This is a genomic window from Thalassobacterium sedimentorum (genome assembly GCF_031127905.1).
Taxonomy (GTDB): Bacteria; Verrucomicrobiota; Verrucomicrobiia; order Opitutales; family Coraliomargaritaceae; genus Thalassobacterium; species Thalassobacterium sedimentorum.
In genome coordinates this window covers 44,647-69,491 of record NZ_JARXIC010000002.1, presented here as the reverse complement: position 1 = coordinate 69,491, position 24,845 = coordinate 44,647, and the positions used below count along the sequence as shown (strand labels likewise).

Annotated in this window: 17 protein-coding genes; 10 read left to right on the top strand and 7 right to left on the bottom strand. The window is 48.8% G+C overall.

Annotation, left to right across the window (positions count from 1 at the left end; genetic code table 11):
- Positions 1 to 45 precede the first annotated feature (45 nt).
- Positions 46 to 6,834 carry a CARDB domain-containing protein gene (locus QEH59_RS01290; protein ID WP_308983551.1) on the top strand — a complete coding sequence of 2,263 codons (6,789 nt, stop codon included), beginning with the start codon at positions 46 to 48 and terminating at the stop codon, positions 6,832 to 6,834.
- 55 nt (positions 6,835 to 6,889) lie between these two features.
- Here QEH59_RS01290 and QEH59_RS01285 read toward each other — a convergent pair whose 3' ends face one another.
- The 5 genes from QEH59_RS01285 to QEH59_RS01265 all read right to left on the bottom strand — a co-directional run bounded on the left by QEH59_RS01285 (position 6,890) and on the right by QEH59_RS01265 (position 10,744).
- The gene (locus tag QEH59_RS01285) at positions 6,890 to 8,029 is read right to left on the bottom strand and encodes a DNA methyltransferase (protein WP_308983550.1); all 1,140 of its coding nucleotides are present in this window, start codon (positions 8,027 to 8,029) and stop codon (positions 6,890 to 6,892) included.
- Positions 8,030 to 8,080: 51 nt separating this feature from the next.
- Positions 8,081 to 8,539, bottom strand: a complete 459-nt coding sequence (locus QEH59_RS01280; RefSeq protein WP_308983549.1) for a chromate transporter — start codon at positions 8,537 to 8,539, stop codon at positions 8,081 to 8,083.
- Entirely contained in the window at positions 8,497 to 9,267 is a 771-nt protein-coding gene (locus QEH59_RS01275; RefSeq protein ID WP_308983548.1) for a chromate transporter, read from the bottom strand. Before QEH59_RS01275 ends, QEH59_RS01280 begins: the two co-directional genes overlap by 43 nt.
- 15 nt (positions 9,268 to 9,282) lie before the next feature.
- The gene (locus QEH59_RS01270; RefSeq protein ID WP_308983547.1) at positions 9,283 to 9,603 is read right to left on the bottom strand and encodes a DUF2288 domain-containing protein; all 321 of its coding nucleotides are present in this window, start codon (positions 9,601 to 9,603) and stop codon (positions 9,283 to 9,285) included.
- Between the two features lie 139 nt (positions 9,604 to 9,742).
- Positions 9,743 to 10,744 (bottom strand): ROK family protein, encoded by a 1,002-nt coding sequence (locus tag QEH59_RS01265; RefSeq protein WP_308983546.1) that lies wholly within the window; start codon positions 10,742 to 10,744, stop codon positions 9,743 to 9,745.
- 107 nt (positions 10,745 to 10,851) lie between these two features.
- Between QEH59_RS01265 and QEH59_RS01260 the strand changes: the two genes are divergently transcribed.
- The 5 genes from QEH59_RS01260 (at position 10,852) to QEH59_RS01240 (ending at position 13,586) form a co-directional block, all read left to right on the top strand.
- Positions 10,852 to 11,304, top strand: coding sequence for a CBS domain-containing protein (locus tag QEH59_RS01260; protein WP_308983545.1), 453 nt, complete (start codon positions 10,852 to 10,854; stop codon positions 11,302 to 11,304).
- Between the two features lie 99 nt (positions 11,305 to 11,403).
- Entirely contained in the window at positions 11,404 to 11,715 is a 312-nt protein-coding gene (locus tag QEH59_RS01255; RefSeq protein ID WP_308983544.1) for a YbaB/EbfC family nucleoid-associated protein, read from the top strand.
- A gap of 64 nt (positions 11,716 to 11,779) precedes the next feature.
- Positions 11,780 to 12,376, top strand: coding sequence for a recombination mediator RecR (gene recR / locus QEH59_RS01250; protein ID WP_308983543.1), 597 nt, complete (start codon positions 11,780 to 11,782; stop codon positions 12,374 to 12,376).
- A 4-nt stretch (positions 12,377 to 12,380) separates the two neighbouring features.
- Positions 12,381 to 13,019 carry a metalloprotease gene (locus tag QEH59_RS01245; RefSeq protein ID WP_308983542.1) on the top strand — a complete coding sequence of 213 codons (639 nt, stop codon included), beginning with the start codon at positions 12,381 to 12,383 and terminating at the stop codon, positions 13,017 to 13,019.
- 282 nt (positions 13,020 to 13,301) lie between these two features.
- Positions 13,302 to 13,586 (top strand): hypothetical protein, encoded by a 285-nt coding sequence (locus tag QEH59_RS01240; RefSeq protein WP_308983541.1) that lies wholly within the window; start codon positions 13,302 to 13,304, stop codon positions 13,584 to 13,586.
- 18 nt (positions 13,587 to 13,604) lie between these two features.
- Here QEH59_RS01240 and QEH59_RS01235 read toward each other — a convergent pair whose 3' ends face one another.
- Together QEH59_RS01235 and QEH59_RS01230 are read right to left on the bottom strand one after the other, a co-directional pair.
- Positions 13,605 to 14,372, bottom strand: coding sequence for a hypothetical protein (locus QEH59_RS01235; RefSeq protein WP_308983540.1), 768 nt, complete (start codon positions 14,370 to 14,372; stop codon positions 13,605 to 13,607).
- 16 nt (positions 14,373 to 14,388) lie between these two features.
- Positions 14,389 to 16,020 carry a sulfatase gene (locus tag QEH59_RS01230; protein WP_308983539.1) on the bottom strand — a complete coding sequence of 544 codons (1,632 nt, stop codon included), beginning with the start codon at positions 16,018 to 16,020 and terminating at the stop codon, positions 14,389 to 14,391.
- A gap of 360 nt (positions 16,021 to 16,380) precedes the next feature.
- On the opposite strand from QEH59_RS01230, the gene QEH59_RS01225 reads away from it, so the two are divergent.
- From QEH59_RS01225 to QEH59_RS01210, 4 genes are read left to right on the top strand one after another with little or no spacing between them, the layout of a single operon-like run.
- Positions 16,381 to 18,771 carry an FAD-dependent oxidoreductase gene (locus QEH59_RS01225; protein WP_308983538.1) on the top strand — a complete coding sequence of 797 codons (2,391 nt, stop codon included), beginning with the start codon at positions 16,381 to 16,383 and terminating at the stop codon, positions 18,769 to 18,771.
- A gap of 34 nt (positions 18,772 to 18,805) precedes the next feature.
- Positions 18,806 to 20,239, top strand: coding sequence for an MFS transporter (locus tag QEH59_RS01220; RefSeq protein ID WP_308983537.1), 1,434 nt, complete (start codon positions 18,806 to 18,808; stop codon positions 20,237 to 20,239).
- Between the two features lie 39 nt (positions 20,240 to 20,278).
- Positions 20,279 to 22,339, top strand: a complete 2,061-nt coding sequence (locus QEH59_RS01215) for a beta-galactosidase (protein ID WP_308983536.1) — start codon at positions 20,279 to 20,281, stop codon at positions 22,337 to 22,339.
- Between the two features lie 5 nt (positions 22,340 to 22,344).
- Positions 22,345 to 24,621, top strand: coding sequence for a glycoside hydrolase family 2 TIM barrel-domain containing protein (locus tag QEH59_RS01210; RefSeq protein WP_308983535.1), 2,277 nt, complete (start codon positions 22,345 to 22,347; stop codon positions 24,619 to 24,621).
- Positions 24,622 to 24,845 lie beyond the last annotated feature (224 nt).

The following is a 24,845-nucleotide window of genomic DNA, read 5'->3' as shown; positions in this document are numbered from 1 at the left end:
ACATTTTTGACCCCAAGAAAGGCTCACATGAATTTGATTAAGAATATGATTAGCGTTATCGCAGTGCCATATCGTGCTTTTCTTGGCATCTTGATACTTGCGCTGCTTCCTTTTTCTGCATACGCGCAGAATTATGAACTCTCCATGGGGGACGATTATGGTGCGATGATTGACGAGTATGGAAATCTCTTCGTCTGGGGAGCCATTGAAGGAGGCAGCGGAGAAATTGAGCAAATTTTACCAGCTGAATCTTGGAAGTCGGTCGCCGTCAGTCGCACCTCGGCTGAAGTGGCTCACATCTTGGCCATTCGCACCGATGGTTCGCTGTGGGCATGGGGAAAAAATGACCGCGGTCAGTTGGGTGATGGCAGCCAGATTGATCGTGTGGAACCGGTGCAAATCGGTTCGGCAACGAACTGGAAGCAAGTCGCAGCTGGTCAGGACTTTTCCGTCGGCTTACGTGAAGATGGCTTCCTATATACTTGGGGTGACAACTCTTTTGGCCAGCTGGGCTATGGACCGATTGCAAATGATCCATCGATCGACATTGAGGACTCGCCTAGACTTCATACTGGGGGCTATTTCCAAGCCATTTCTGCGGGCAGCGCACACGTCCATGCGATCCGTAGCGATGGTACTTTGTGGACCTGGGGCACTGGGGGGCGTGATAGCAATGCTGGTTATGCATTGGGTATTCTTGTGAATGGTAGTTTTCCGATCGGGCCAGTTCTGCCGACGCAAGTCGGTTCGAAGGATGGTTGGACGGCGTTGTATGCCGGTGATTCTGTGACTTACGCGATTCGGGATTCTGCATCGCAAACTGGCCAGCTCTGGGTTTGGGGAGCAGACGGGTTTCTTGGCAATGGTCAAACGCTTCAAAAAACACCCGGACGTGTCGGTAATGGCACTGGTTGGGTTTCGGTGTCTAAGAGTGGCACGCATACGCTCGCTTTAAAGTCAGACGGTAGTCTTTGGGGTTGGGGCTTGAATGATCCAAATGGTCAACTGGGCTTGCCCTTGTATAACGATCAAGGGAGTTTTAATTTTTCTAACATATATAAAACTGAACCTGTCGAGTTGGATGCTGACGCAGAATTTCTCGCGGTGGGTGCAGGAGAAGATTTCTCGGCGATTATTCGCAGTGACGGCTTTCTTTTGACCGCGGGCTTGAACACTTCGGGGCAATTGGCCAATGGCTCCAATCAGGGCTCTGGTCAGGATTATTTTGAGACGACTCAATTGGGCATCGCAGATCTGGTGGCGACCTCACTTAGCTTGAGCACGACTTCACCAACGCCGGGCTCGACTGTTACCGCGACCCTCACTTTGACCAATGAGGGCACAGGCTTGATCGAGCGCGATTTTAACGTGGCTGTGGTTTTGAATACCACGACTGAGTTCGAGAACGGCACCGCTTTGACTTTTTCAGGCGGCGCCAATGAAATTACCGTTATAGAAGATATTGCTTCAGGCGATAGTATTTCTGTCAGCCTGACGCTCGACATACCTGCGAACGTCAATCAAGGTAATTACTATTTTGTGGCGAAAGCGGATGCTTCGGAGCCCGATCTGGTGGATGAAACCAACGAAGATAATAATACCGTAGCTACAGATAGTAGTTTTGATTTCTCGCCTGACCTAACAGTGCCGAGTGGTGGCCTGCTAGTGGTCAATACACCTGGCGATGGTGTCTACGATCCCAATACAACAGATACAATCGATATCGAGTTGGATATCGAGAATTCGGGGAATGGCACACTGCCCGCAGGCACGGAATTTGACCTGCGCCTCTTTCTCACTCCTGAGCGCAGTGATGATAATTCAGAGATAATCGAGCTCGAAAGTGAGGAGCCTGTTGCACTGAGCGTCGATTTGTTGCCTGGCCAGAGCATTACACCGACGCTATCTTTTAGTTATAGCGTTCCGAGAATGCCTGCAGGTTATTTTTATGTCGCGGCCACTTTGGACGTGAATGAAGACGTCATCGAGCAGGAAGAAATTACTGATGATAATGATCTAGTCACTCAGGTAGACGGTGAGGCGAATAATACTGCCTATTCTGCGACTCTGATTGAGGTGTCTGGGCTGACGATTAAGGAGGCCATTGATCAAGATGGCTCGGCACTTGTTTTCAGCACCTCTGGAGATGGTGAGTGGTTTGGCCAATCTTTTGTCTCGAATGACGGGGTGGATTCGGTGCAAAGCCCCTCCTTGGATGTTGGGGAGAGCGCTACTTTCAGCACTTCCTTTTCCACGCCTGTGGCGATTACCTTCGATTGGAATTCGCAAACCAGTAGTTCTGAGAATCGCGCCTATTTCCAAGTTGTGAACGGCACAACAGGGGGCACGGATAATGAGATTTCCGGCAACACGGGTGGTTGGATTGATGGTGTGGCCCGCGTGGTGCCTGCCAGTGGGCGAGCCGAATGGGTCTTCGAACAAGGAGTCGAAGCCACCGGCGATGCCGTATACGTGGACAACTTACAATTTGTTGAAATCGATGAGCCAGACTTGGTGATTGATGACATTTATCTGACGGGAGACGATGCGGGCAGCTACACGCTGATGAGCGATCGTTTGGACCTGACTGTGAATAGTCGTAACCAAGGTGTTTCTACGACAAGCAGCGATCAGTATGTGATCTCGATTTACCTGTCGAAAGACTCGATTTTTGATCGCCCTGATAGCGACCCTCTCACTGCAGATGATATTTTGCTTCGCCAAGTGACGGTTACCAAGCCGATTGAGGAAGGTGATCCTGCCGTGAATGCGCTTTCGATCGAACTGGATACAGAGATCGATCCGGGAGCGTATTATGTGATTGGCTACATCGATGACTATACTGACGCCAGTGGTGCTATTTTACCAGGGGCCAGTGCAGGCTCGGGCCAATTGGATGAGTTTACAGACCTGGTCGGTGCTGGAGACGCATTCCCGGGGGAAGATAACAATTTGTTTATCTCCGATAGCGCGATTGTAGAGATTGTCTCCCTTGCCGACTTACAGGTGACTTCCATCTCTTCGACGCCATCATTCTATTACGTGACAGATCCTGCATCGGGCTACGTGAATCCGAATTCGATGTCACTTAGTTTCACCATTGCGAATGAGGGCCTCGCTGGCGTTTACGAAGACTTTGGTGTGGCGGCATTATTCTCGAAGGATGAGTCGATCGATCCGGAGACTGATTACTCACTGCTGGACTACACCTATGAGAATAATTTGTCATCGGTCGATGAGGCTGCGAACTCGCGTCAAGTGAATCCCGGCGAAATTGATTTTCGGGACAATCTTGTGAGTGAAGGATACATCGGGGAGCGCTTATTCCTCGGTGTTTACGTCGACAGCGAAGACAGCATTGCTGAGTTGGATGAGGACAATAACACTTATAAACTCTCTGAGAATAATTTCATCCTGAGCGAGTTAACGATTGTAGACGGCCTTGATTTGAGTGCGACACAGATCTCCGACTTGTCTCTGACTGTGACTAATGATGAAGTTGCGCCGTATAATTCCGACAGCATTCCATGGGTCGGACAGACCAGTGAAACTTTTGACGATGTAGATGCCGTGACCAATGTGATCGTTGGTAATAATGAGACTTCCAGCTTCAGTGTGGATATCAGCCCCAGCACTGGCATTCGCGTGTCGTTCTGGTGGAAAGTAAGTTCACAAAACGAAGAAGTGGCGGGTTCAGTCCAACGCGACGTGCTGCGTTTTGAAGTGAATGGAGAAACGCTCGATGGTATACCTGATATCTTTGGTAATGAGGATACTGTATGGCAACGAGTTGAGTTGACGCTCCCAGCTGGGGACCAGACTTTGACTTGGTCTTACATTAAGGACGATGAAGGTTCCGCTGGTGAAGACCGTGGTTGGGTGGATCAGTTGACGATCACGGAGCTGCCTAATTTGCAGATGACCGGTATTACAGTGGATGGTAGTTTAACCTACCAGGCTGGAGATAGTATCAATACATGGTCCATCGAGGTTATTAATGATGGAGATGCCATTGAGCCAGGCGCCGAGTTTGACGTCGAAGTCCGCCTCTTGCCGGAAGCGAATTGGACCAGCACTGCTGCGGTTGGCTTGCTCACTTTGAGTGATGCCGCTGGCATCGGAGCGGGAGAAACTCGAGTCTATAATCAGAGCACACACGGTCCGCTCACGCTACCGCTGACTGCCGACTATGAATCCGAGTATTATTACTTCGCTGCGTATGTTGATTGGTCGGCGGCAGATCCTACCGATGGCCAAATCTCTGAGTCCAATGAGTTGGATAACACTGTCTCGACAGACGAAGCCTCCATCCAGCTTGGGCGACCTGATATCACCGGCAGCGGCTCTAGTGTGAGTGGCTTCGATGCGGCCGGTTATGAGGTCGGGGATGCTGTTAATTTACAGCTTGATTTAGTTAATATTGGTGACGGCATTCTGAGCGCAGGTTCTAGCTTCGATTATGTGCTCTACATTGCACGTAGTAACGATGAACAGCTCTTTGGTTCCTCTTCTGTTGTGGAGTTAGGTGATGGAACGGTCACACTGGCTGCAGATGTGGCCAGTGGTGCGGGCCTTCCGCAGATCGACTTCTCTGGCACTATGCCCTATGGCCTCGCGGTCGGGAATTATTATCTAGCTGTGCGCATTGATTCGAATAATGACATTGAAGAGCAAGATTTAGATTCCGATGGTTCGGGTGTTGATGGTGAAGAGAATAATCTCTTTTACACGGCGGCCGCTTCCTATGTGGTGGATGGCATTAGTTTGCAAGATGCATTGGACGACGGCCTATCCGCGCTGCCACTGGGTAGTTTTGAGCAGAGTGAAGATAACGATGCCGATTGGTTTGGCCGTTCTGATGTTGGAAGTGCTGATAGTGCAGACGATCAGACTTTCGAGCAAGCAGAGGGGGCACAAAGCCCGGACCTGCAGCTTGGAGAGCAGGCGGCATTCAGCCTGACGGTGGCAGATTCCAGCCTTGTGCGCTTTGATTGGGCTGTGTCCAGTGGCAGTGATCTGAACGTGCTCGCTGTTTACGTGAATGGTCTGCCTTATGTATATGAAGATGTGCAATATGCCATTTCCGGGGAGGTCGCGCTCTACGAAGTGGATCCTGCAGTGCTCGTTCCGAGTGGTGGGACCATTGAATGGCGCTATTCTAAAGGGGCGGCGACTGTGGGTGACTTTGCCGTGGTTGACAATGTCCGGGTGGAAACCAATGATCAACCCGATCTAGTGGTCACTGCGCTTGATTATACTGCAGGCGAGTATGTGCTCGACGTAGCGGGTATTGCGGGGGCTCCGGAGCAGTTGCTCGGAACGGAATATCTCGACATTGTAGTCGAGGCGAAGAACCAAGGCTCCGATGTTACGGCCACTGCGTTTACAGTTGCTGATATTGAGGTGCGCTTATCGGTGAATGAAGTCTATGGGGATGAAGACGATATTATCCTGGGGACCTTCAGTGAAGTCGAAGGTGATTTACTTTCTGGCAACTTAATCCGTTTCATCGGTCCGATACAATTGGGAGATTCGATTCCTGCCGGCTCTTATCATTTGATGGCTCGTATCGATTCAAATGACGAAGTCGCGGAGTTCAGCGAATTAAATAATGTGGTGATTTCAGGCGCGCGTGATGTTGTCATTTCACGTTTGCCCGCCTTGCGGATCGCTAACCCCATGAGCACGTCTGCTGGCGCTGATACGGTGTTAGAGATTGTCGATGTGACTAATAATATTTACCATTTGGATCCTTCAGACGGGCTAGAGATGGCAGTCGATCTAAATGAGGGCTTGCTCTATTATACGGAGGGCGAGCTTCGAATGAAGTTTGATATTCAGAACATCGGTCTTGGAAATGTTAAAAGCTCGGATGAGTGGACGACGCAGATTAATCTGCGCGGCATTAAACGAGAGGATGTGGCTTCGGCGGACGCAAGTCTGACTCCATTCCAGGATTTTGTGGATGCTGTAGACCCTACATTGACTCTTGGTACGTTCACTGTAGAGGAATTCATGGCAGGTCGCAGTGAGGCAAACCCCAGCGGGAGTAGCGTCGCGATTGACCTTGAATTAGCGCTCCCAAGCGAGGCACGCTTGCTTCAAATTATTGAGGATGATTACAGTTTTGCAGATTATCTCTGGTTTATTGAAGTCGTCATTGATTCCACCAGTGCTCTTACGCAATCCGAAATTGTAAATGAAGCCACGGGGTCGGTGGCGCCGGTGGAATATCCATGGTGGATTCTCAATATTCAGGAGATTTTGGATTCCGATTCATATTTAACAGATATGAATACCAGCGAAGTCGACGGGGCGTTCGGAATTACCAGAGCATTCTCAAGTATGGATGCAACTACATGGGAGCTTCTCTATCCTGGTTATTCGACTGCAGATTCTGAGAATTTGTTGGCGTATGCCTTCAACCGCTCTCCATCTTCTGGTGATACTGCGGGCGATCAATTCCCCGGTAGCTATGGTGTGGTTGAGATTGAGGGAGATGAGTATCTCAGTATCAGCTTTGATATTGTGACCCGCGCCACAGACTTAACCTATGTGGTGCAGGCTGCGGATGATGTCGCCTTTACCACAAATCAAGTCGACTTGCTGACCATCAATGTGACCAATTCGACCGGCTATACGGATCTAACCGGACCCGCTTCACTGACAGGTGATGGAGGTCTGATCGATGCTGACAATGTGGTCAGCGTGTTGGATCAAGGCTATGCGGCCAATGTGACTGTTCAGGATGAGCAAACTGTGGGCACGTCACCGACTCGCTTTATTCGAATTATAGTCGATGGTGCTGCGGCGAGTGCCGTCTCTAGTGACTGATTCGAGCCTGAGTCATTGATTTCAAGCGCGACTCCCATGCGGGAGTCGCGCTTTTTTATTTCTTAAAGACGACGATGCGGTTGCTGTTGGTGCCGCGGGTGTTGTTGCGCACGCCCCAGCAGTTGGCAGTCTTGGTGAAGCTCTGGCTATTGATGAGCGTGTATTCCACTTTCAGGCCCGCCGCTTGGCCGGCGAGTATGATCTGTTCTTCCAGCTTGAGCTTGCCTTTGCGCACTTCACCCACCTCCAGTGCAATACGTCCTTGGGGCTTTAGCACGCGGCTCATTTCTTGCAGCGAGGCCGTCATTTTCTCGGTCCAGTCTTCCAGCTTGCGCAGCTGCCATAGTTTGCCGGGCTCGGGTTCGCATTGGCAGAACCAGTTGCGTAGCCAGTTGTCGCCTACGTAATTGACGATGTCCAAGAAGGGCGGCGAAGTCACAATGAGTTGCACCGATTCGTCTTGGATCTCCGGCGTGGCATCGGCTGAGCGACAGAGTAGGGTGGAGGAGGTGCTGTTGTAATTCTCGGGCAGTGCGTGTCGCAAGAGGCTCTTGGATTTCTTCAGCATCAGCTCCTTGGTATTGCGATACTCTGGCTTCTGCTCGCGCTTGGTGTTGATCTTGCGCTGAGCGTTGAGCGTGGTCGCTTGATTGGGTGGTAGCGTGTAGACGGAGAAAAAGCCCTTGGAGTGTCCTGTTAGACGGTTGCAGGCGACCATCTGTAGCCATGCGTCGATCGCGTCGAAGGTGCCTGCTTGGTGACGCGCTTTGAAATAGCGGCGCCAGCCGTAGAGCTCGCGCAGGGTCTTGTATTCGAAGAAAACGAGTAAGTCCTCGTCCTCAATCTCCATTTTGGGGAGCTCAATGCCCTCAATGCGGTACGCGATTTGTTCTAAGCTTTGTTCGCACAGGCGCGGAGCCGTAAGGATAGTGCTGAGCGGATTGACGTCGTTGCCGATGACATTGTGCCCGAGCAATTTGGCTTCGATTAAAGTGGTGCCGCGCCCCATGAATGGGTCGTAAATCAATTGTCCCGGCTCCGCGTAGCGCTGGATGAAGTAGGCGGGCAGTTGCGGCTTGTAGCAGGCGCGGTAAGAAATTTCGTGAATCGAGTGCCCGTCACGTTGTTTGGCGGTCCAGAATGCGCCTTGTTTGATGAGGTTACTGCTGCGAGGTGTGGCTTGAGTTGTCGGCATGTTTCCGACGATGGAAGCTCGGCCTAATAGTACAAGGGTAGAATTTTGTTTTTAATAAAAAATATAGCCTGCAATTCCACTGCCAATCACAACTGCCCATGCGGGAAAGTTATACTTGTAAAGGGCTAAAAAGGCGAGCAATGCGATCGCGAAGTCACTCCAGCTTTGGATGCCGTGCGTCCAGACTGGGTGAATGAGTGCGGCCAGGAGTAAGCCGACTACGGTGGCGCCGGCTCCATGGAGCGCTGACTGTGCCCACTGCAATGAGCGTAGTTTGCCCCAAAAGGGGAGTAGGCCTACCAATAGTAGTAAACCGGGCAAGAAGATTGCAATGAGAGCGAGTATGCCCCCCATTGCTGCTGGACTGTTCGCCGCGCCTATTGTGCCAAGGAAGCCGGACAGCGCGAACAGAGGGCCAGGCAGTGCTTGTGCAGCGCTATAGCCGGCTAGGAAGTTTTCTTCTGTGACTAAACCGCCTGCAACAATGCTATCGTTGAGTAATGGAAGCACAACATGGCCACCGCCGAAGACGAGTGCCCTGCTCGGTAGTGGAGTGCGTAAATCGCACCCGGGGTGCTGGGCTCAATCAGCAAACTCAGTAGCAGTAAGAGTGCATATAATATGAGTGCAGCTAGTATGATTGCTTTGGGAGTGGCTTTGGGGCCGGTCGAAAGGGATGGCTGTGTGGGCTCTATCTTTGGCTTGAGTTTTTGTGCTATGAGAGCACCTATTATTATCGCAGCGATTGGGCTTAGATTGTTGGAGTAGTTTAAGGCGATTGCTGCTGCAAGTATTGCAATGGCTATGCGCGGGAGGTCCGGGCAGAGCTTTTGACCTAGACCTAGTGTTGCATGGGCCACCACTGCGACCGCTGCAATGAGTAAGCCATGGCTTAGCGGTTCCACGGCAGTTCCCAGGGCAAAGAGTCCATAAGCGAAGCCAATCATCATTACTGCTGAGGGCAGGGTAAATCCCAACCAAGCTGCGCATGCGCCGGCGAGTCCGCCCCGATGCCAACCGATCGCAAAGCCTAGTTGACTGCTAGAGGGCCCAGGGACGAACTGGCAGAGTGTGAGTAGCTCGGCATAGCTGGCGCTATCCAGCCATCGGAGACGTGTCACAAATTCGTTTTTGAAATAGCCCAAATGGGCGACCGGACCTCCAAAGGAAAGACAGCCCAGTCGAAGATAGATAAAGAAAATCTTAAAGAACTCCGTTCTGTCGCGGTTTGCTTCCATTTTAGCTGCGTATGTTTACTGCATGGGCTGCGCTAAAATAAAAGGACGCACAATCATGGCTCGGAATTGCGTTTTCTCTTTTTGCCAGTGTGCTGCATGTAGGTCGCAGGGTTGCACCAGATCGCCACAGCGGAGCCATTTTTGTACTTGCGCCTGCTTGTCTTCAGAAAAGGCGAGCCCAGCTGTTTTTAAGTCGAGGCAAGGATCGACATAAATCATATTACCGGCCTCAAAGTGGGGGCGGAGATAGCTCCAATCAACTTCGCCAGAATATTTTTCCAGCTTTTCGGCCTGTGTCAGTGTGTCTTCGGCGGGGCTGAAATCTTCGTTAAGCATTTGCAATTCAGTCAGATGGATTGTTTTTGTGGCGCGCGCTGATTATTTTTTTGAAATTTATCCACAATTATTGAACGCCAGTGGGGGTTGTGCGTCTATATCTATATAAATTGGTGTTAACTGTTTAGTTTGTTGTTTGTTAAAGGACGTCGCTCAAGAGATTGGGCGACGTCTTTTTATTTTCCGGTGTGATGAGTGCCGCGGCTCCAATTATTGCGGCATCTCCCATTGGCAGCGCAGATTCGATGATTTTGATTTTATTTTTAAAAGGAGGAATGAGATGTTTTTCGAAAGAGCGGCGCGTAGGCTCGAGTAATATTTCTCCAGCTTGCACAGGACCTCCAAACAGGAAAAAGGCAGCGGGACTGGTGACCAGTGCAGTGGAGGCGAGTGCTTCGCCCAACAGGCGTCCGGTAAAATCCATGGTGGCTTTTGCGATTTCATCCCCCGCATCGGCGGCGTCGGCGATGTCCTTGGCAGTGATGGCACCGAGGGGTTTGTCGTCGAGTGAGGTGCTTCCACCGCGTTGGGCGATCATTTCGAAATAAGTGCGACGTATTCCTGTGGCGGAGCAGTAATTCTCTAAGCTTCCGCGGCGCCCGAAGCCGCAGTAGCGGCCATCCGGAATGACGCTGATGTGACCGAGTTCGCCGGCGAAGCCGTCGTGCCCATAAACGAGCTGATTGTTGACGAATATGCCGCTTCCCAGACCTGTGCCCAGTGTGATCATAATGAAATCGCGGTATTCCTTGGCGGCTCCGAATATTTTTTCCCCGATTGCAGCTGCATTCGCGTCGTTGGTGAGCGCAATTCGGGGGAGCTCTAGGCGTTCATTCAGCAGCTCTACCAATGGCGTCGTGCCTTTAAAACGCAGATTTGGAGGCTCTTCAATGCAGCCGCTTAAGTAGTTTCCGTTGGGAGCGCCGACCCCCAAGCCCAGCCATGTTACTGGCTCGTTGGTGTTTGCTGTGGCAAGCTGCATGACTTCTCTAACGGCCACGGCCAGTCGATTCGCATATGCAGTGCCATTGTCATATTCGTTTGTACGAAATTGTGTGCGTTCGGAGACAACGCCGTCAGGTCTGACTACTCCGACGCAAGAATTGGTTCCTCCGATGTCGACTCCTATGGATAAATTCATGCGCTGTATTGATTGTAAGGTAGCCATTGCTGTCGAACTAAATTTTTCACTTGGCAAAATGCTGAAGCGGAGTTGCCAGATCGGGGAATATTGATACAATATCACGGATGCCCCTAAATAAAGTATCTGTTTCCATTCTATTGGGTGAGAAAAGCCCTTCGATCTACTGTGTGACTGAAGCAGTTACGGTGCAGCAAGCTGTGGCTGAAATGAATCGTCACCGTATTGGTTCGGTTCTTGTGAGCCGAGGGGAGGTCGTTTGTGGTATCTTTACTGAGCGTGACGTATTGACCCGTATCGTTGCTGCGGGGCGTGATCCTGATACAACTTTGGTGCGGGAAGTGATGACCGAGCGCTTTCAGACTATTGATTCCCAAACTTCGGTCGAGGATGCCATGCAATTAATGACGGATAAGCGGGTGCGACATTTGCCAGTCATCGATGATGGGGCATTGGTTGGTATGATCTCAATTGGTGATGTCACGCGTTGGTTATTGCAGGTCAATGAAATGGAGGCGGAAAATTTAAGGCGTTATATTTTCTCGGAGTATCCAGGATAATCTATGGATTGCTGCTATCGGCTTGACTCGATGCCTGTACTTTCTGGACACTGCCGCTTCACTTTTTTGAATCACTTTATTATTTAGAGGAAACATATTATGGCAGGAGTCGGTAAACTACTTAAACAAGCGCAAAAAATGCAGAAGCAAATGGAGGCCGTTCAGGCTCAATTGTCAGAGCAGATTCTTGAAGTCTCCAGTGGCGGTGGCGCGATCAGTATTAAGATCAATGGTCAGGGAGAGTTTCAAAGCTTTAAAATAGATCCCGAGTTCCTGAAGGAAGATGCGGAATTTGTAGAAGAGACGCTACTTTCTGCTGTGCAGGAGGCCGCAGCCAAAGCCAAGGAAACCAGTGAGGAGGCTTTGGGCGCCGTTACCGGCGGTATGGGAGGCTTTCCCGGGCTGATGTAGTTGGCGGTGGGAGGCGGAGTGTTTTTGGACTCAATTCTGCTGCTCAAGCTGCGCTTATGAATTTATGACACCTGCATACGATTCGTTGCTTCAGCAACTGAAGCGCTTGCCTGGCTTGGGGTACCGCTCGGCTGAGCGTGTGGCCATGCACCTATTAGTGGAGCAACCGGACGCGATGGCTGACTTATTGCAAGCCATGAGAGGGGCACGTGACGCGGTTCGTCGCTGTCAGAACTGTGGCAACATGGCCGAAAGTGAGCTCTGTGCAATTTGTGATGATGCGAATCGAGATGTTGGCACGATCTGCGTTGTCGAGCACGTGCCTGATTTAATTGCCATAGAGCGTTCGAGTGCGTGGAAATCCCAATACCACGTTTTGCATGGTAAACTCTCTCCGATCCATGGAGTGGGGCCTGAGCAGTTGAATTTTCAAAGTCTTCAGCATCGGATTCAGTCTGGTGAAATTAATGAACTCGTGCTCGCGCTTTCCAATGATATTGAGGGGCAGGCGACATGTCATTACATCCAAGAGGAGCTGGTTCAAGAACGCTTGATTAAAGTGTCTCGTATTGGCTTCGGTTTGCCCAGTGGGGGTGGGGTTACATACGCTGATTCGGTCACCTTACGCAGCGCTCTCGAGGGGCGCCGTATTTACGAATAAAATAATGATACATTTTACAATTCTGGGTATACCCGTCCGAGTGGAACCATGGTTCTGGTTGACGATGGCCTTCATTGGTGGTGGCTTGCATGCGTCCAACTCTTTGGACATACTATTGGTTTTAGTATTTATATTCGCAGCATTTTTGTCGATCCTGATTCATGAGTTAGGCCACGCTTTGACGATTCGTAAATACGGTTTGCCAACTTCGATCACGTTGCAGTCTTTTGGTGGTTTTGCTGCGTATCCAGCTGGGCGTTTAAATCGTAAACAGTCTTTTATTGTGACCGCGGCTGGCCCTGCCTTGCAATTTTCGCTGGGAGTGGCTCTCATTTTTTTATCCCGTTCGATTGCGACACCCGAAGGCTCGCTCTTCGGTCCATTTTTACGCGATTTAATTTGGGTTAGTATCGTTTGGTCGATTTTAAATTGTTTGCCTATTTATCCTATGGATGGTGGGCAGATGATGGCCGCCATACTCGGCCCCAGAAAGCAGAGATATGTACATTTGTTGAGTGTGATAGTCGCTGTCTTGATCGGGGTGGCTGGGTATTTCTTTCTCGGCACGATTTTACTGTCAGTCTTTATGGGACTTTTCGCCTGGCAAAATTGGCAAGCTTATCAAGCGACGAGCACGCGATAGCTGTTGACCGCTTTACGGCAGAGCTTGCAGCCACGCTATGGAAGTTACAGTTGTCGTTTGCTTCGTTAAATGATTCTGTTTTGTCGTGACGCACATAGTGATTAGGGGAATCTTGGCAACAAACTGAAAATGGAGTTCTTGATGGGACAATAATGAGCTATCACTTTGTTGTCGACTCGTCAGAGGCGTGGTTTGTGTTTAATCCACCTTTTTCGGGGAGCGCGTGATCTCTTTCGCATCGGTTAGCAGATCAATATGATGGTGTTGAGTCAGGAGTGCTTTGTGAAACACGTGAAGGGCTATGAAGTTTTTTTCTATTACCTGCCTGCTAAAGAACGCGAGCGATACGGAGCTGAACAATCTGTTATGACGCGTTGGTTCGAACTTAGTCGTGAGGAGATTCGAGGCCCATTTCCACTCGACGATCCAATTGTTATCGACCAAAAATATGGCAAAAATTGGGATGCCTTAGCGATGAATTGGGTCGTTCGTCATACCCGTGAGTTGAGTGTGACTATTGAAATTGCTTGGAACTCACCTCATAGCACAACTGATGGCTATTTCTAGTATTTTTAAGCGAAGGGCCTAATCAGCTATGCGCACTGTGAAAGTTCGAATGCTAGCACGTCTGAGTTTACGATCAAGAGCTGGACTTCGTGCTGCGATTTGTATGAAATTTTCATCGATTTGTGCTGGTTGGTTATTCATGACTCGCTGGTCATCGACCCAGATGTTGATATTTCTCTGGTTTGTTAGTTCGATTTTTATTCGACTGCCATCGGCTATGTTTTTAGGAAGATTTGCTTCGGACGAATATATGTTACTTGAAAATTTTACCTTGGTGCTGGCTCCGGTTAGTATGAAGTTGTAGCCTGCTGAGAGATCGTTGCGCTCCGACCATTCGTTGCCGAAAGAAATAATTACTTCGGTCTCTGGGCTGATATTTCCGAGTATTAATTCGAAACTTATTTTACCGGAACTGTATTGGCTCCAGTCGTAATTATAGGTCACTATAGATTCGTATTTAACTTCTCCACTACGATTGCTTCCTACATAGAGTCCTAAGCCTGGGTTGCCATTCGCATTAATCATCGTGCGCCAGGAATTGGCACTTTGATGATTTGTTTCCGTGTCGATAGGCGCCAGTATGCCGGATTGACGCGCATTCACCCAGCCGCTTAAATTGCTATGCCGAGTTGCTGGGACATTTGTGAAATTGTCTTCGAAGATCAGTTTGCCCGGAGAGTCCGCCCCTTTGGTTATACTAGGAAACGTCAGATGCAACACGGTTAATAAAGAGAGTGCCACTAATGCTCTTAGGGATTTTGTATATGATTTTCTTTTGTTGATCATCGTGTACGGAGCTTGCTTAGAGGTCGAAATTTAAGTGGTAAGCTTTCCAGCCATGATGTTTGTTTAATGTGTGGTGATACGCGTCGACTAAGCTATTGAGAGCTGCGTTTTCGGGTGCGTTTGATAAATTGTGAATCAGGTTTCTATGTTCCTTGGGATCTTCCCAGTGATCGTATAATTCGCGGTTGTAAGGAGCGTCTTCCAAGTAGAGGTCGGGATCGCTAGCATCGACTCCAAAGCTGCCCATAATGTCATTGCCTTTCCCATTCACTGTCCATGCCTCCGAGTAACGATAGCGCCGGGTTGTCATTGAGGATTCTAGATAATATTTACTGCCTACTGGACTCAGCCAGATGTGAAATGCGGCCTCCTTCCATGGAGCATTGGGTTGCTCGAGTAGAGGGCGTAAGCTTTTACCCTCGAGGCGAAGCCCGTTGGGTTGGGCCGGGGGCTCAATTCCTGCTAGGTCGACGAGAGTCGGGTAAATGTCAATTAACTCAACGGGTGCATCGGTCGCGGAGTGCTGATGGGTTAATTCTGGAGCATGTATCAGAAGCGGGATTCTTGCAGCGTCTCGGAATGCAGTCTGCTTTGCCCAAATGTTTCCATGGTCTGCAAGGTGGTAGCCGTGGTCTGATGTGACGACGATGATTGTTTCCTTCATCAGGTCATTAGCTTCGAGGTAATCAATTACACGACCTAGCTGAGCATCGACTAGACTGACGCTTGCATAGTAAGCGCGAATCCAATGGCGAGCGCCTTCCATGTCGAGGCCGTCGCAACCGCCCTCAGGCGTTCCTTCATACTGCTTTTGATTCATGTAGTTGTCGGCATAGATACCAACCCCTTTGGGAAGTTCAGTTTTAGCGTCGAATGGTTTTCCATTCGGTTTAGTTAAATAGGTCTGGTCGATTAAGCGGTTCTTTTCTTCCGTATTATAGAGATCGTAATAGTGCTGTGGAGCAATCCAAGGAACGTGAGGCCGATAGAATCCTAGTGCGATGAAGAAAGGACGTGCATCCTTCTCATATAGTTGGATGCTATTAATAGCGTCTTCGGCCAGTGCGTAAGTCCCATACTGACTATCGTCAGCATCTTTGATTTCGATTAGTTCACCTCTAGTTGTTTTGTTTTTTTCAATATTAGCTGGATCGGCATATACGCGGTAAGGAGATAGGGCATTATTGACCTGTCCGTTATACCACGCTTCCGTCCAGTCGCCAGGGCGAGAGTCTCCCGAGTGGTTGTGGTGAATCTTACCAATTGGTTTGGTAATGTATCCACTGTGAGTGAACTGCTTTGGAAGTGTGGTATAATCGTCAGGAATGTAATGGTTTAGTGACTTGCCGTGCTTGACGTAGCCGGTCGTTGTTGGGCGCAGACCACTGATTAAACTGGCGCGACTGGGACCGCACATCGCCACTTGGCAATAGGCGTTGTCAAAACGCATAGAGCTTTTTGCCAGGCGATCCATCGCTGGTGTCTCTGCGATGGGGTCACCATAGCTTCCGAGCACCGGACGAAGATCATCGACAATAACAAATAGCACATTCTTTTTAGCATCTGGTTGATCGGCTTCGCTTAAACATGGGCTTAAACATAACAATAACGTGATGATTAATATCAGTAGGTTTTGGGGTGTATTCATAGGGCACTTCCGGTGTTGGTTTTTGCCTAATTAACACGAGTGTCGAATTCAATACGATTCACTTTATTAGTCATTGGCTGTCTAAAACTTGTCCGAAAATCGAATTGATGGTGTTGGAGTAGTGCGGCTTCTCATAATGCTTTGGCAATACTTCATTTCTAAGAGCTATTCTGATCTTATTTCGAATAACTTGCGGATAACTTGTCATCTGTCCTTAAAAAGTTAACGCCACGGTCCATTTGGTTGAATATGCTTGCGAGCCTATTTCGAGAGACTCAATCAGTCGAAATCGAATCAGCAAACGAACCCTATGTATTTGTTGATCTAAACATTGTTTGATAACTTTAGAAAAAGATATTTATGAAAAAGATACGCTCTATTTATGATGTAGTTGTTTGTGGTGGTGGACTTGCGGGATTTTCCGCCGCAGTCGCTGCAGCGAGACGAGGGAGTAAAGTTTGTCTCATTCAGGATCGCCCTGTTCTTGGCGGCAATAGTTCATCTGAGATTCGAGTGACTCCACATGGCGCGGCTAATTTTCACGCCTATTCGCGCGAAACTGGTATTATTTCCGAGGCGTTGATTGAAGAGCGTGCACGTAACCATGAGCCGATTAGTGAAAATGGTTGGACGAATAGTGTTTGGGATATGGTTCTTTATGACATGGCCATGTCTACCGAGAACCTCACGTTTCACGTAAACACTTCGATTACGGAGGTGATTATGGAGGACGGGAGTCGAGGTTCTGATATTGATTCAGAGCGTGCCATGCCAGAGATATTGAATGGATACAGCCATCGTAAAGCGATTAATTCCAGCCGTCGAATTAAGGCTGTTGAGGCCGTGGTGGCGAATGCAGAGCAAGTGCTGAGAATTGAAGGAGCCATTTTTATGGATTGCACCGGAGATGCATTTGTTGCGGATCGTGCGGGGTGTGAGTGGCGAATGGGAACGGAGAGTAAAGAGCACTACGGTGAGTTGCATGCACCTGACGCCACCTCGGGGGATACCATGGGGAGCTCTATTCACTTTAAGGCTAAGGATATGGGGCGGCCTGTTCCATTTCAAGCACCCGACTGGGCAGTTAAGCATGATGATCCTAGTTATTTTTATGAGCAAGGACGTGCTCCGCATGGTGTTGATTCTGGTTATTGGTGGATAGAAATTGGTGTGCCTTGGCATACCATTAACGAGTCGGAGGATATTCGTCACGAGCTGACTAGGCATTGCTTAGGTATTTGGGATTGGTTGAAGAATAAAGATCCAAAGTGGAAGGACATTGCAGCGAATTATGCACTCGATTGGATCGGGCAGGTCCCAGGTAAGCGGGAAAGCCGTCGTGTGATGGGGCGTTATTTGATGACTGAGCATGACGTACAGAATAAAACGGTTTTTCCAGATGAAGTTGCCTATGGTGGTTGGTTTGTAGATTTGCATACTCCAGGTGGGTTGCTCGCTGATTCAAGTGAGGCCAATAGCGCGGAGGGCTATGCGGTGGATACGGAGTACATGGCGAAGAGCTATGTCGGACCTTACGGGGTGCCTCTCAACATCTGTTTGTCTAAGGACGTTGATAATTTAATGATGGCCGGTCGAAATGTCTCGGTCACTCACGCGGCGCTTGGAACTGTTCGGGTTATGGCGACAACTGCCTTGCTCGGTCAAGCGTGTGGCACCGCTGCCGCTAGATCGATTAAGGAGCAGGTCAGCCTAGTAGACGTTGTCGAGAATCGAATTCAGCAAGTGCAACAGGATATGCTTCGTGATGGCTGCTTTTTGCCTAATTATTGCAGTTGTGACGAACAGGACCTAGCTCGAAAGGCAAGCGTGAGTGCGAGTAGTGAAGCACTCAGTGTTGGAGTTGGACCGGACTCAGAGTTCGTTTCCAATGGTCTCATGCGTGGGCCAAGTTCTGAGTTCTCAGAAACATTGACACACGATCGATGTCAATGGATTGCTGTTGGAAGTGAACGTTTGGATACAGTAGAGGTTTGTCTTTCGAATGATTCCGATACAGTTCAGCAGGTTGAATTTAGTCTGCAAGCTGTCAATGGGATTTGGGACTATCGAACAAACACCGAGACAGAACTGCGTGCTGGAATCCTCGAAGTTCCAGTCGGTGAAAAGCTGTGGGTGGTTTGTCCCGTGGATTTAGATCTGGAGTCCGGTTTGCCGGCAGAGGGTTTTGTTCGACTGACCTTGTCCCAGCATCCATACATTCGTTGGCATGCTAGTCCCGCATTAGAAGTGGGGCAGGTGTCTGCCTTTGCCATGAGTGCAGATAAGTTACGTCGTTTCGGCGGCGGATATTCGATGTCATTTCGCGTGCATCCAGCACAAGCAGCGTATCCAGCAGCGAATGTCATTAGTGGTATGACGCGTCCGGCTGATAAAACACACATTTGGCGCTCATCACCTGATGAGGAGTTGCCGCAAAGTGTCGAGCTCAAGTGGGAGCAGGAGCCTGTTTCGATCGCGTGTGTGGAGCTGACTTTCCCAGGGCATTTATTACGTGAGTATCATGCGACACCTGCTTTATTTCATGATGCGCAATGTCCGAAAGACTATCGTATTGAAACCTGGAATGGTAGTCGTTGGGAGCCCGTTATTACAATTCAGGGAAATTATCAACGGCAGCGAAAACATCGCTTGCCAGCTGCTGTCTCGACGGATCGTATGCGAGTTGTGGTGGAAGCAACTAATGGTGATGCTGTTGCCGCTATTTACGAAGTTCGCTGCTATGCGGAATGATCTGCTCGTTTATTCATAAAATATTGCCCCTACTATGAAATCTGATCCCACTGCTGGCTTCGCGCCAGAATCTAGTCAGCCGCGTGCACCTCGTGCGCCCTTAGCCTTTGCGCAGAAGATCTATTATGGTCTTGGTGCGTTGCTGGCATTTTCGGGGGCTCAAATGTTGATGGCGCTTACGTTCCCGATTTATAATATTGAATTGGGGGTCGATCCGACATTGCTCGGCTTGGCCATCATGTTTGGGAGAATCTGGGATACGGTCAGCGATCCTGCGGCAGGGGTCATCTCGGATAATACGCGCAGCCGGTTTGGCCGGAGACGACCTTACTTATTTGTTGGTTCGTTGCTGTGTATGATTCTGTTTCCGTTGATCTTCTTCGTGGATCCAGCTTGGACTGAGCAGCAGCAATTTGTCTTTTATTCTGTGACGTCGATATTGTTTTTGACGGCATATACCATCTACTCGGTTCCATATTGGGCACTTGGAAGTGAGATGACTCCGGATTATAATGAACGAACGAAGGTGGTCGCGATACGGACGATGATTGGGATGGTTGGTGCGAATATCATAGCAGCCTGGGCTTATCGACTGACTCAACTGGACATCTTTGAAAGTGCACTGGTTGGCGTGCGTTACGTTTCGATTGGGCTATGTGCAATATTGGCTTTATTCGGGATCGTGACTGCCTTTAAGACACAGGAGCCATATTTTAAGGTGGCTAAAACACAAAAGAAAGTCGGCTTCTGGGAGTCGATCAGAGGTGTTTTCACTAATGATCAGGCGATGATTGTACTTATCGTTTTCGTTATTAGTAATATGGGGAATGCACTCGTTCATCATTTAGGGATTTATGTAAATACATACTATATCTTCGGAGGGGATACGAAAATGGCAGCTTCGTATGTGGCGATTGGTGGTACCATCGGCGCATTCATTTCATTCTTTTCCATTCAACCATTGGCACGTATTTCTGAGAAAATCGGTAAACGTCAAATGATGAATGTATGCTTTATTATGGGCATTACTGGGTCGATTCTAAAGTATTTTTGTTACAGTGTGACTTTGCCTTGGCTTCAGTTCATTCCGGTTATTCTTTTGACGGTTTCGGGTTCAGGAGTCGCGTTGATGATTAGTTCGATTAAGGCTGATGTAGTTGATTACGATGAGATGAAGTGTGGCTTGCGGAGAGAGGGGGCTTTTGGGTCCGCATTTGGATACATCAATAAAGGGGTTTCAGCTTTCACTGCCTTACTTGCGGGGGTGTTACTAAGTGTCTCCGGATTTAATCAAGCATTGGGAGCCGATCAAGATGATGGTGCTATTTTAGCTTTGCGATTAATGTTCGCGGTAATTCCAGCAGTCTTTTTCGTTATCGCTTACTTCTTGCTTCGTTATTATAAGTTAACCGAAGCACAGATTACCGAGATTCGTGAAGAGCTCGAAGCGCGCAGAGGTGAAGTTTAAATCCGAATTGTGCTCAATATTTACCCTGAATCACTTGGTATGCTAAACATTTTTAAACATAAAAATCAGCCCTTGTATGGAGCTGATTACAACCCGGACCAATGGTTGGATCGTCCTGATATTTTAACGCGCGATATCGAGCTAATGAAGGAGGCGGGCTGCACGACAATGACACTTGGCGTCTTTGCTTGGACTTCCTATGAGTCCGAGGATGGTGTGTATCATTTTGAGTGGCTTGATGACGCTATGGATCGCTTGCATCAAGCTGGTATTGGTGTTTTTCTAGCGACGCCTACTGCGGCAAAGCCATTGTGGCTTTCTGAGGCGAATCCAGAGATCCGCCGAGTGGACCGGCAGGGGGTGCGCGAGCCGAGTGGTGAGCGACATAATCATTGTCCCAGTTCGCAGCTGTTTCGTCAGAAATCTCAGGCGATTAATCGTGAGCTAGCGAAACGTTATGCAGGGCATCCGGCTTTGATGTTGTGGCATGTAAATAATGAAATTAGTGGCGAGTGCTTTTGTGAATCATGTTTGACTGAATTTCGAGTGTGGCTGCAGCGTAAATACGGTTCTCTGGATGCTTTGAATGCCGCATGGTGGGCTGCTTTTTGGAATCATAGTGTAACTGAATGGGAGCAAATCACGCCCTTCGATCAAAGTGTTGATGGTATGGTTTTGGATTGGCGTCGATTTGTGAATGATTTACATGTTTCGACACTTGAGAACGAAATGGTTCCACTGCGTGAACTGACTCCCGAGATTCCTTGTACGACCAATTTCATGAGTACCTTTGATACAAATAACTACTATCAATGGTCAAAAGTGCTCGATCTTGTTTCGAATGATCGCTACCCCTTGCACGATGATCGGGAAAATTCGTGGCAGGTTAGCATGCGCACTGAGTTTGTGAATGCTCTCATGCGAGGAATGGCAAAAGGGCAGTCTTGGATTCAGATGGAATGCTCGCCGAGCTCGGTTAATTGGTGGCAGGTGAATAAATTAAAGCGGCCTGGTGTTCATTTTTCCGAAGCGATGCAGTACCTGGCTCATGGAGCCGATGCGGTTCATTATTTCCAGTGGCGTAAAGGAAGAGGTGGTTGTGAGAAGTTTCATGGTGCAGTTATTGACCATGATGGTTCGGGGCAAACACGTGTATTTGCCGAATGTTGTGAAGTGGGACGAGCGCTTGAGAGCTGTGCAGATATTTCTGGTGTCCCTCGCGAAAAGTCGCCTGTGGCTATTGTATATGATTGGGAGTCTAAATGGGCGATTCGGGCATCTGTCGGTCCGAAGGCTCCGAGACTGGAATATCCGAAAGCCGACGATGTGCATACCCAAACAGCTCGTGAACATTATAACGCATTGGCGCGCATGGGTGTGAATGCAGATATTACCTTTAAGGATCAAGATTGGTCAGACTATCGTTGTCTTATCCTGCCTTCGCTCTATTTGATTGACGCAGACACTGCGGCTAAAGTGAGTTCGTACGTCGAAGCTGGCGGTGTTGTGGTGGGTACCTATTTGACTGCTTATGTGGATCCGAATAATCGTGTATGGAACGGGGGGCTTCCCGGGGCTGGACTGAGATCGGTGTTTGGTGTTTGGAATGAGGAAATTGATTACCTTTTCGAAGAAGAGAGTAACACTGCTATGTTCAACCAAGGTTCTGAACAGGATCAAAGCATTGTGACTGACTTTGCAGAACTCATCCATGCAGAGTCTGCACATGGAATTGCTGTGTATAATCAAGACTTTTACCAGAATCGTCCAGTTTGCACCAAGAACGCATTCGGAACTGGAACTGCATTCTATGTCGGTGCCCGTCTAGACGGCCAGGGCTTGATTCGCTTCTACCGTGACGTTTTAATGGCTGCGAAGTTAAAGGTTCGGGCAGAGGCGCTACCTGCGGGTGTTGTGATTCAGGATAGAAAAGGCGCTGCAGGACGTGTCTTTCGCTTTGTATTTAATTTTACCAGAACTAAGCAAGCGGTGGAACTTGAAGGTGAATGGCGCGATTTAGTCAACGATGCCCATCGCTTCGGAAGCGTCGAGTTGGCACCTTACGCGACGATGACTTTGATCTCTGAATCAGTTAATTAGTTACAATGTCAACAAAACGTATTATAGACCTGAATGCTGGTTGGAGCTTTTCAATTGAAGGCCAGCATCCGGAAGCTGTCTGTGTGCCTCACACGCCTAAGGCATGTGACTTGAATGGGAGCGATATGTGGACGGGAGTATGTGAGTATTCCCGCGAGCTTTTAGTTGAAGAAACCGATGGGTTGGGTGCAGTTCTCTTGCGCTTTGAGGGACTGATGCAGAAGGCTGAAATCCGAATTGATGGCAAGCTAGTTGCTATACATTCGGGGGGATATTTGCCTCTGTGTGTGGATGTTCTAAAGGAGATCGTCGCGGGACGTAGACATCAGCTTACTGTAACTTTGGATAATCGTCACGATGCGGAAATTCCACCAGGGAAAGCTTTAGATAAAATTGATTTTTGCTGGCATGGTGGTATCTATCGCACTGTATCTCTGGAGCTCAAGCCTCGTTTGCATATTACCGATGAAGCGGAAGCAAATAAGGTTGCTGGCGGTGGTATATTTGTCCGTTACCCGATGGTGACTGCGGATACTGCCAGTATTTCGGTAGCGGTTGACGTTCGTAATCGAGGTGATGCGTCGCAGGCTGGTCGAGTGCGCGTCACGCTCCTCGACGACACGGATAGTCGTGTAGCAGACAACGAAGCGTCATTTGATTTTGCACCAGATGAAGACCATCAGTTGACTACTGAAATGACCCTGCTTAAGCCCAAGCTGTGGTTTCCAGATGCGCCGAATCTGTATCGATTACGAGTTGAAGTTATAGCTGCTCATGGTGATGTCGATTCACGTGAAATTCAAATCGGAATTCGTCGTTTTGTCGCATCTCGAAGCCGAGGGCTGGAAATTAATGGTAAGCCGTATCGTTTATTGGGCACAAATCGTCATCAAGAGTATCCGTATCTAGGTTATGCATTGTCAGATGCGGCGCAATGGCGCGATGCAATGAAGATTAAAAATTCGGGCTTTGATTACGTTCGATGTTCTCATTATCCACAGTCACCTGCATTTCTAGATGCCTGTGATGCACTTGGAATTGTTGTGATGAGCTGCATTCCTGGTTGGCAGTATTTTGGAAGTGAAGTGTTTCAGGATGCCTGTGAAGTTGCTGCTCGAGAACTGGTACGCAGAGATCGAAATCATCCGAGTGCATTTTTTTGGGAATTGTCGTTGAATGAGGCAGAAATGCCTGATGAGTTCATGGCACGGATGCACCATGCTGGGCATGAAGAGTATCCTGGAGATCAATTCTATACATGTGGGTGGATCGATGCCTTTGATCTGTATATTCGGAGTCGTCAGCACGATGGTTTGCATACGTATCGTAACGGAGAGCGTGCCTTAATTGTCGCAGAGTATGGAGATTGGGAGTTTTACGCGAGTAATGGAGGTTTTAATCAAGATGCTCACGAAGGTGTGATGGATTCACGCTTTTCGAGTCGACAGCAACGGGGAGATGGTGAACTAGCACAGATTCAACAGGCCCGAAATTTCATCGAAGCGGTCAACGAAAATCTGTCAACAAAAGCGATTGCCTGTGGGCAGTGGGCCTTTTGCGACTATACGCGTGGCTATCACTCGATGAGGGCGACTATGGGGGTTCGTGATATATTCAGGCTGCCGAAATACGCGCACTACTTTTACCGTAGCCAGCGTCCGATTGGCACTGCCGACACTGCTTGGGATAGTGGTGCAATGGTGTTTATTGCATCTAATTGGGAGGCTTCTTCCTCTCGCCGTATACTGGTGTTTAGTAATGCCGAGCAGGTTGAGCTTTTGTTGAATGGAGAGCGCATAGGTGTGCAGTCGCCTTCTATTTCGATACATACTCAATATTTAAGACATCCACCATTTGTTTTTGATTTAGATGCTGTTGTTCCTGGAATTCTTGAAGCGCGCGCTTTAGTTGATGGTACTGTTGTTGCTTGCGATCAACGGAGGACAACTTGTGTATGGACCCAGCTTCGTATTGTTGTGGATTCGGAGCAAGTCCCTGTGGTTGTGGGATGCATTGATACCCTGATTGTGCATGTAGAATGTCTAGATGAATCGGGTGTATTGGTCACCGATGCAGAAGGAGCGATTAATATTACAGTTCGTGGCCCTGCTGAACTGATTGGGCCCTTGGGAGGCACTGCTCATTTAGAGGCAGGGATCGCTTCGTGTGTGCTCCGAACACTCCCCGAGGACGGTGAAATTATCTTGAGCGCTTGCGCAACTGGAGGACTTTCCACTGAAATGCGATTGAAGCGCTCTCCAGTAATAGGCACTGCTTTGTGAGCTAGGGGAAAATTAGAATGAAAGGGTGCTAGCTGTGTTTATGTTTAAGTATTTTTGTGTAAGATATGACTAGCTATTGTGCATGTATGATCCTTGATTTCACTTGTCCGTATGCGAGGAGATTTGAATATAATGATACTTACAGCAATCAGTCGAAATTTACCCTTATCCCATTCAGATGAACAAATTAAGCAAACAGTGTAGTCAAGTCGTTCATGTATCTC

Coding starts and splice junctions, on each gene's coding strand:
- QEH59_RS01290 (WP_308983551.1), top strand. CDS start 46: ATGATTAGCGTTATCGCAGTGCCATATCGTGCTTTTCTTGGCATCTTG.
- QEH59_RS01285 (WP_308983550.1), bottom strand. CDS start 8,029: ATGCCGACAACTCAAGCCACACCTCGCAGCAGTAACCTCATCAAACAA.
- QEH59_RS01275 (WP_308983548.1), bottom strand. CDS start 9,267: ATGGAAGCAAACCGCGACAGAACGGAGTTCTTTAAGATTTTCTTTATC.
- QEH59_RS01270 (WP_308983547.1), bottom strand. CDS start 9,603: ATGCTTAACGAAGATTTCAGCCCCGCCGAAGACACACTGACACAGGCC.
- QEH59_RS01265 (WP_308983546.1), bottom strand. CDS start 10,744: ATGAATTTATCCATAGGAGTCGACATCGGAGGAACCAATTCTTGCGTC.
- QEH59_RS01260 (WP_308983545.1), top strand. CDS start 10,852: ATGCCCCTAAATAAAGTATCTGTTTCCATTCTATTGGGTGAGAAAAGC.
- QEH59_RS01255 (WP_308983544.1), top strand. CDS start 11,404: ATGGCAGGAGTCGGTAAACTACTTAAACAAGCGCAAAAAATGCAGAAG.
- recR (WP_308983543.1), top strand. CDS start 11,780: ATGACACCTGCATACGATTCGTTGCTTCAGCAACTGAAGCGCTTGCCT.
- QEH59_RS01245 (WP_308983542.1), top strand. CDS start 12,381: ATGATACATTTTACAATTCTGGGTATACCCGTCCGAGTGGAACCATGG.
- QEH59_RS01235 (WP_308983540.1), bottom strand. CDS start 14,372: ATGATCAACAAAAGAAAATCATATACAAAATCCCTAAGAGCATTAGTG.
- QEH59_RS01230 (WP_308983539.1), bottom strand. CDS start 16,020: ATGAATACACCCCAAAACCTACTGATATTAATCATCACGTTATTGTTA.
- QEH59_RS01225 (WP_308983538.1), top strand. CDS start 16,381: ATGAAAAAGATACGCTCTATTTATGATGTAGTTGTTTGTGGTGGTGGA.
- QEH59_RS01220 (WP_308983537.1), top strand. CDS start 18,806: ATGAAATCTGATCCCACTGCTGGCTTCGCGCCAGAATCTAGTCAGCCG.
- QEH59_RS01215 (WP_308983536.1), top strand. CDS start 20,279: ATGCTAAACATTTTTAAACATAAAAATCAGCCCTTGTATGGAGCTGAT.
- QEH59_RS01210 (WP_308983535.1), top strand. CDS start 22,345: ATGTCAACAAAACGTATTATAGACCTGAATGCTGGTTGGAGCTTTTCA.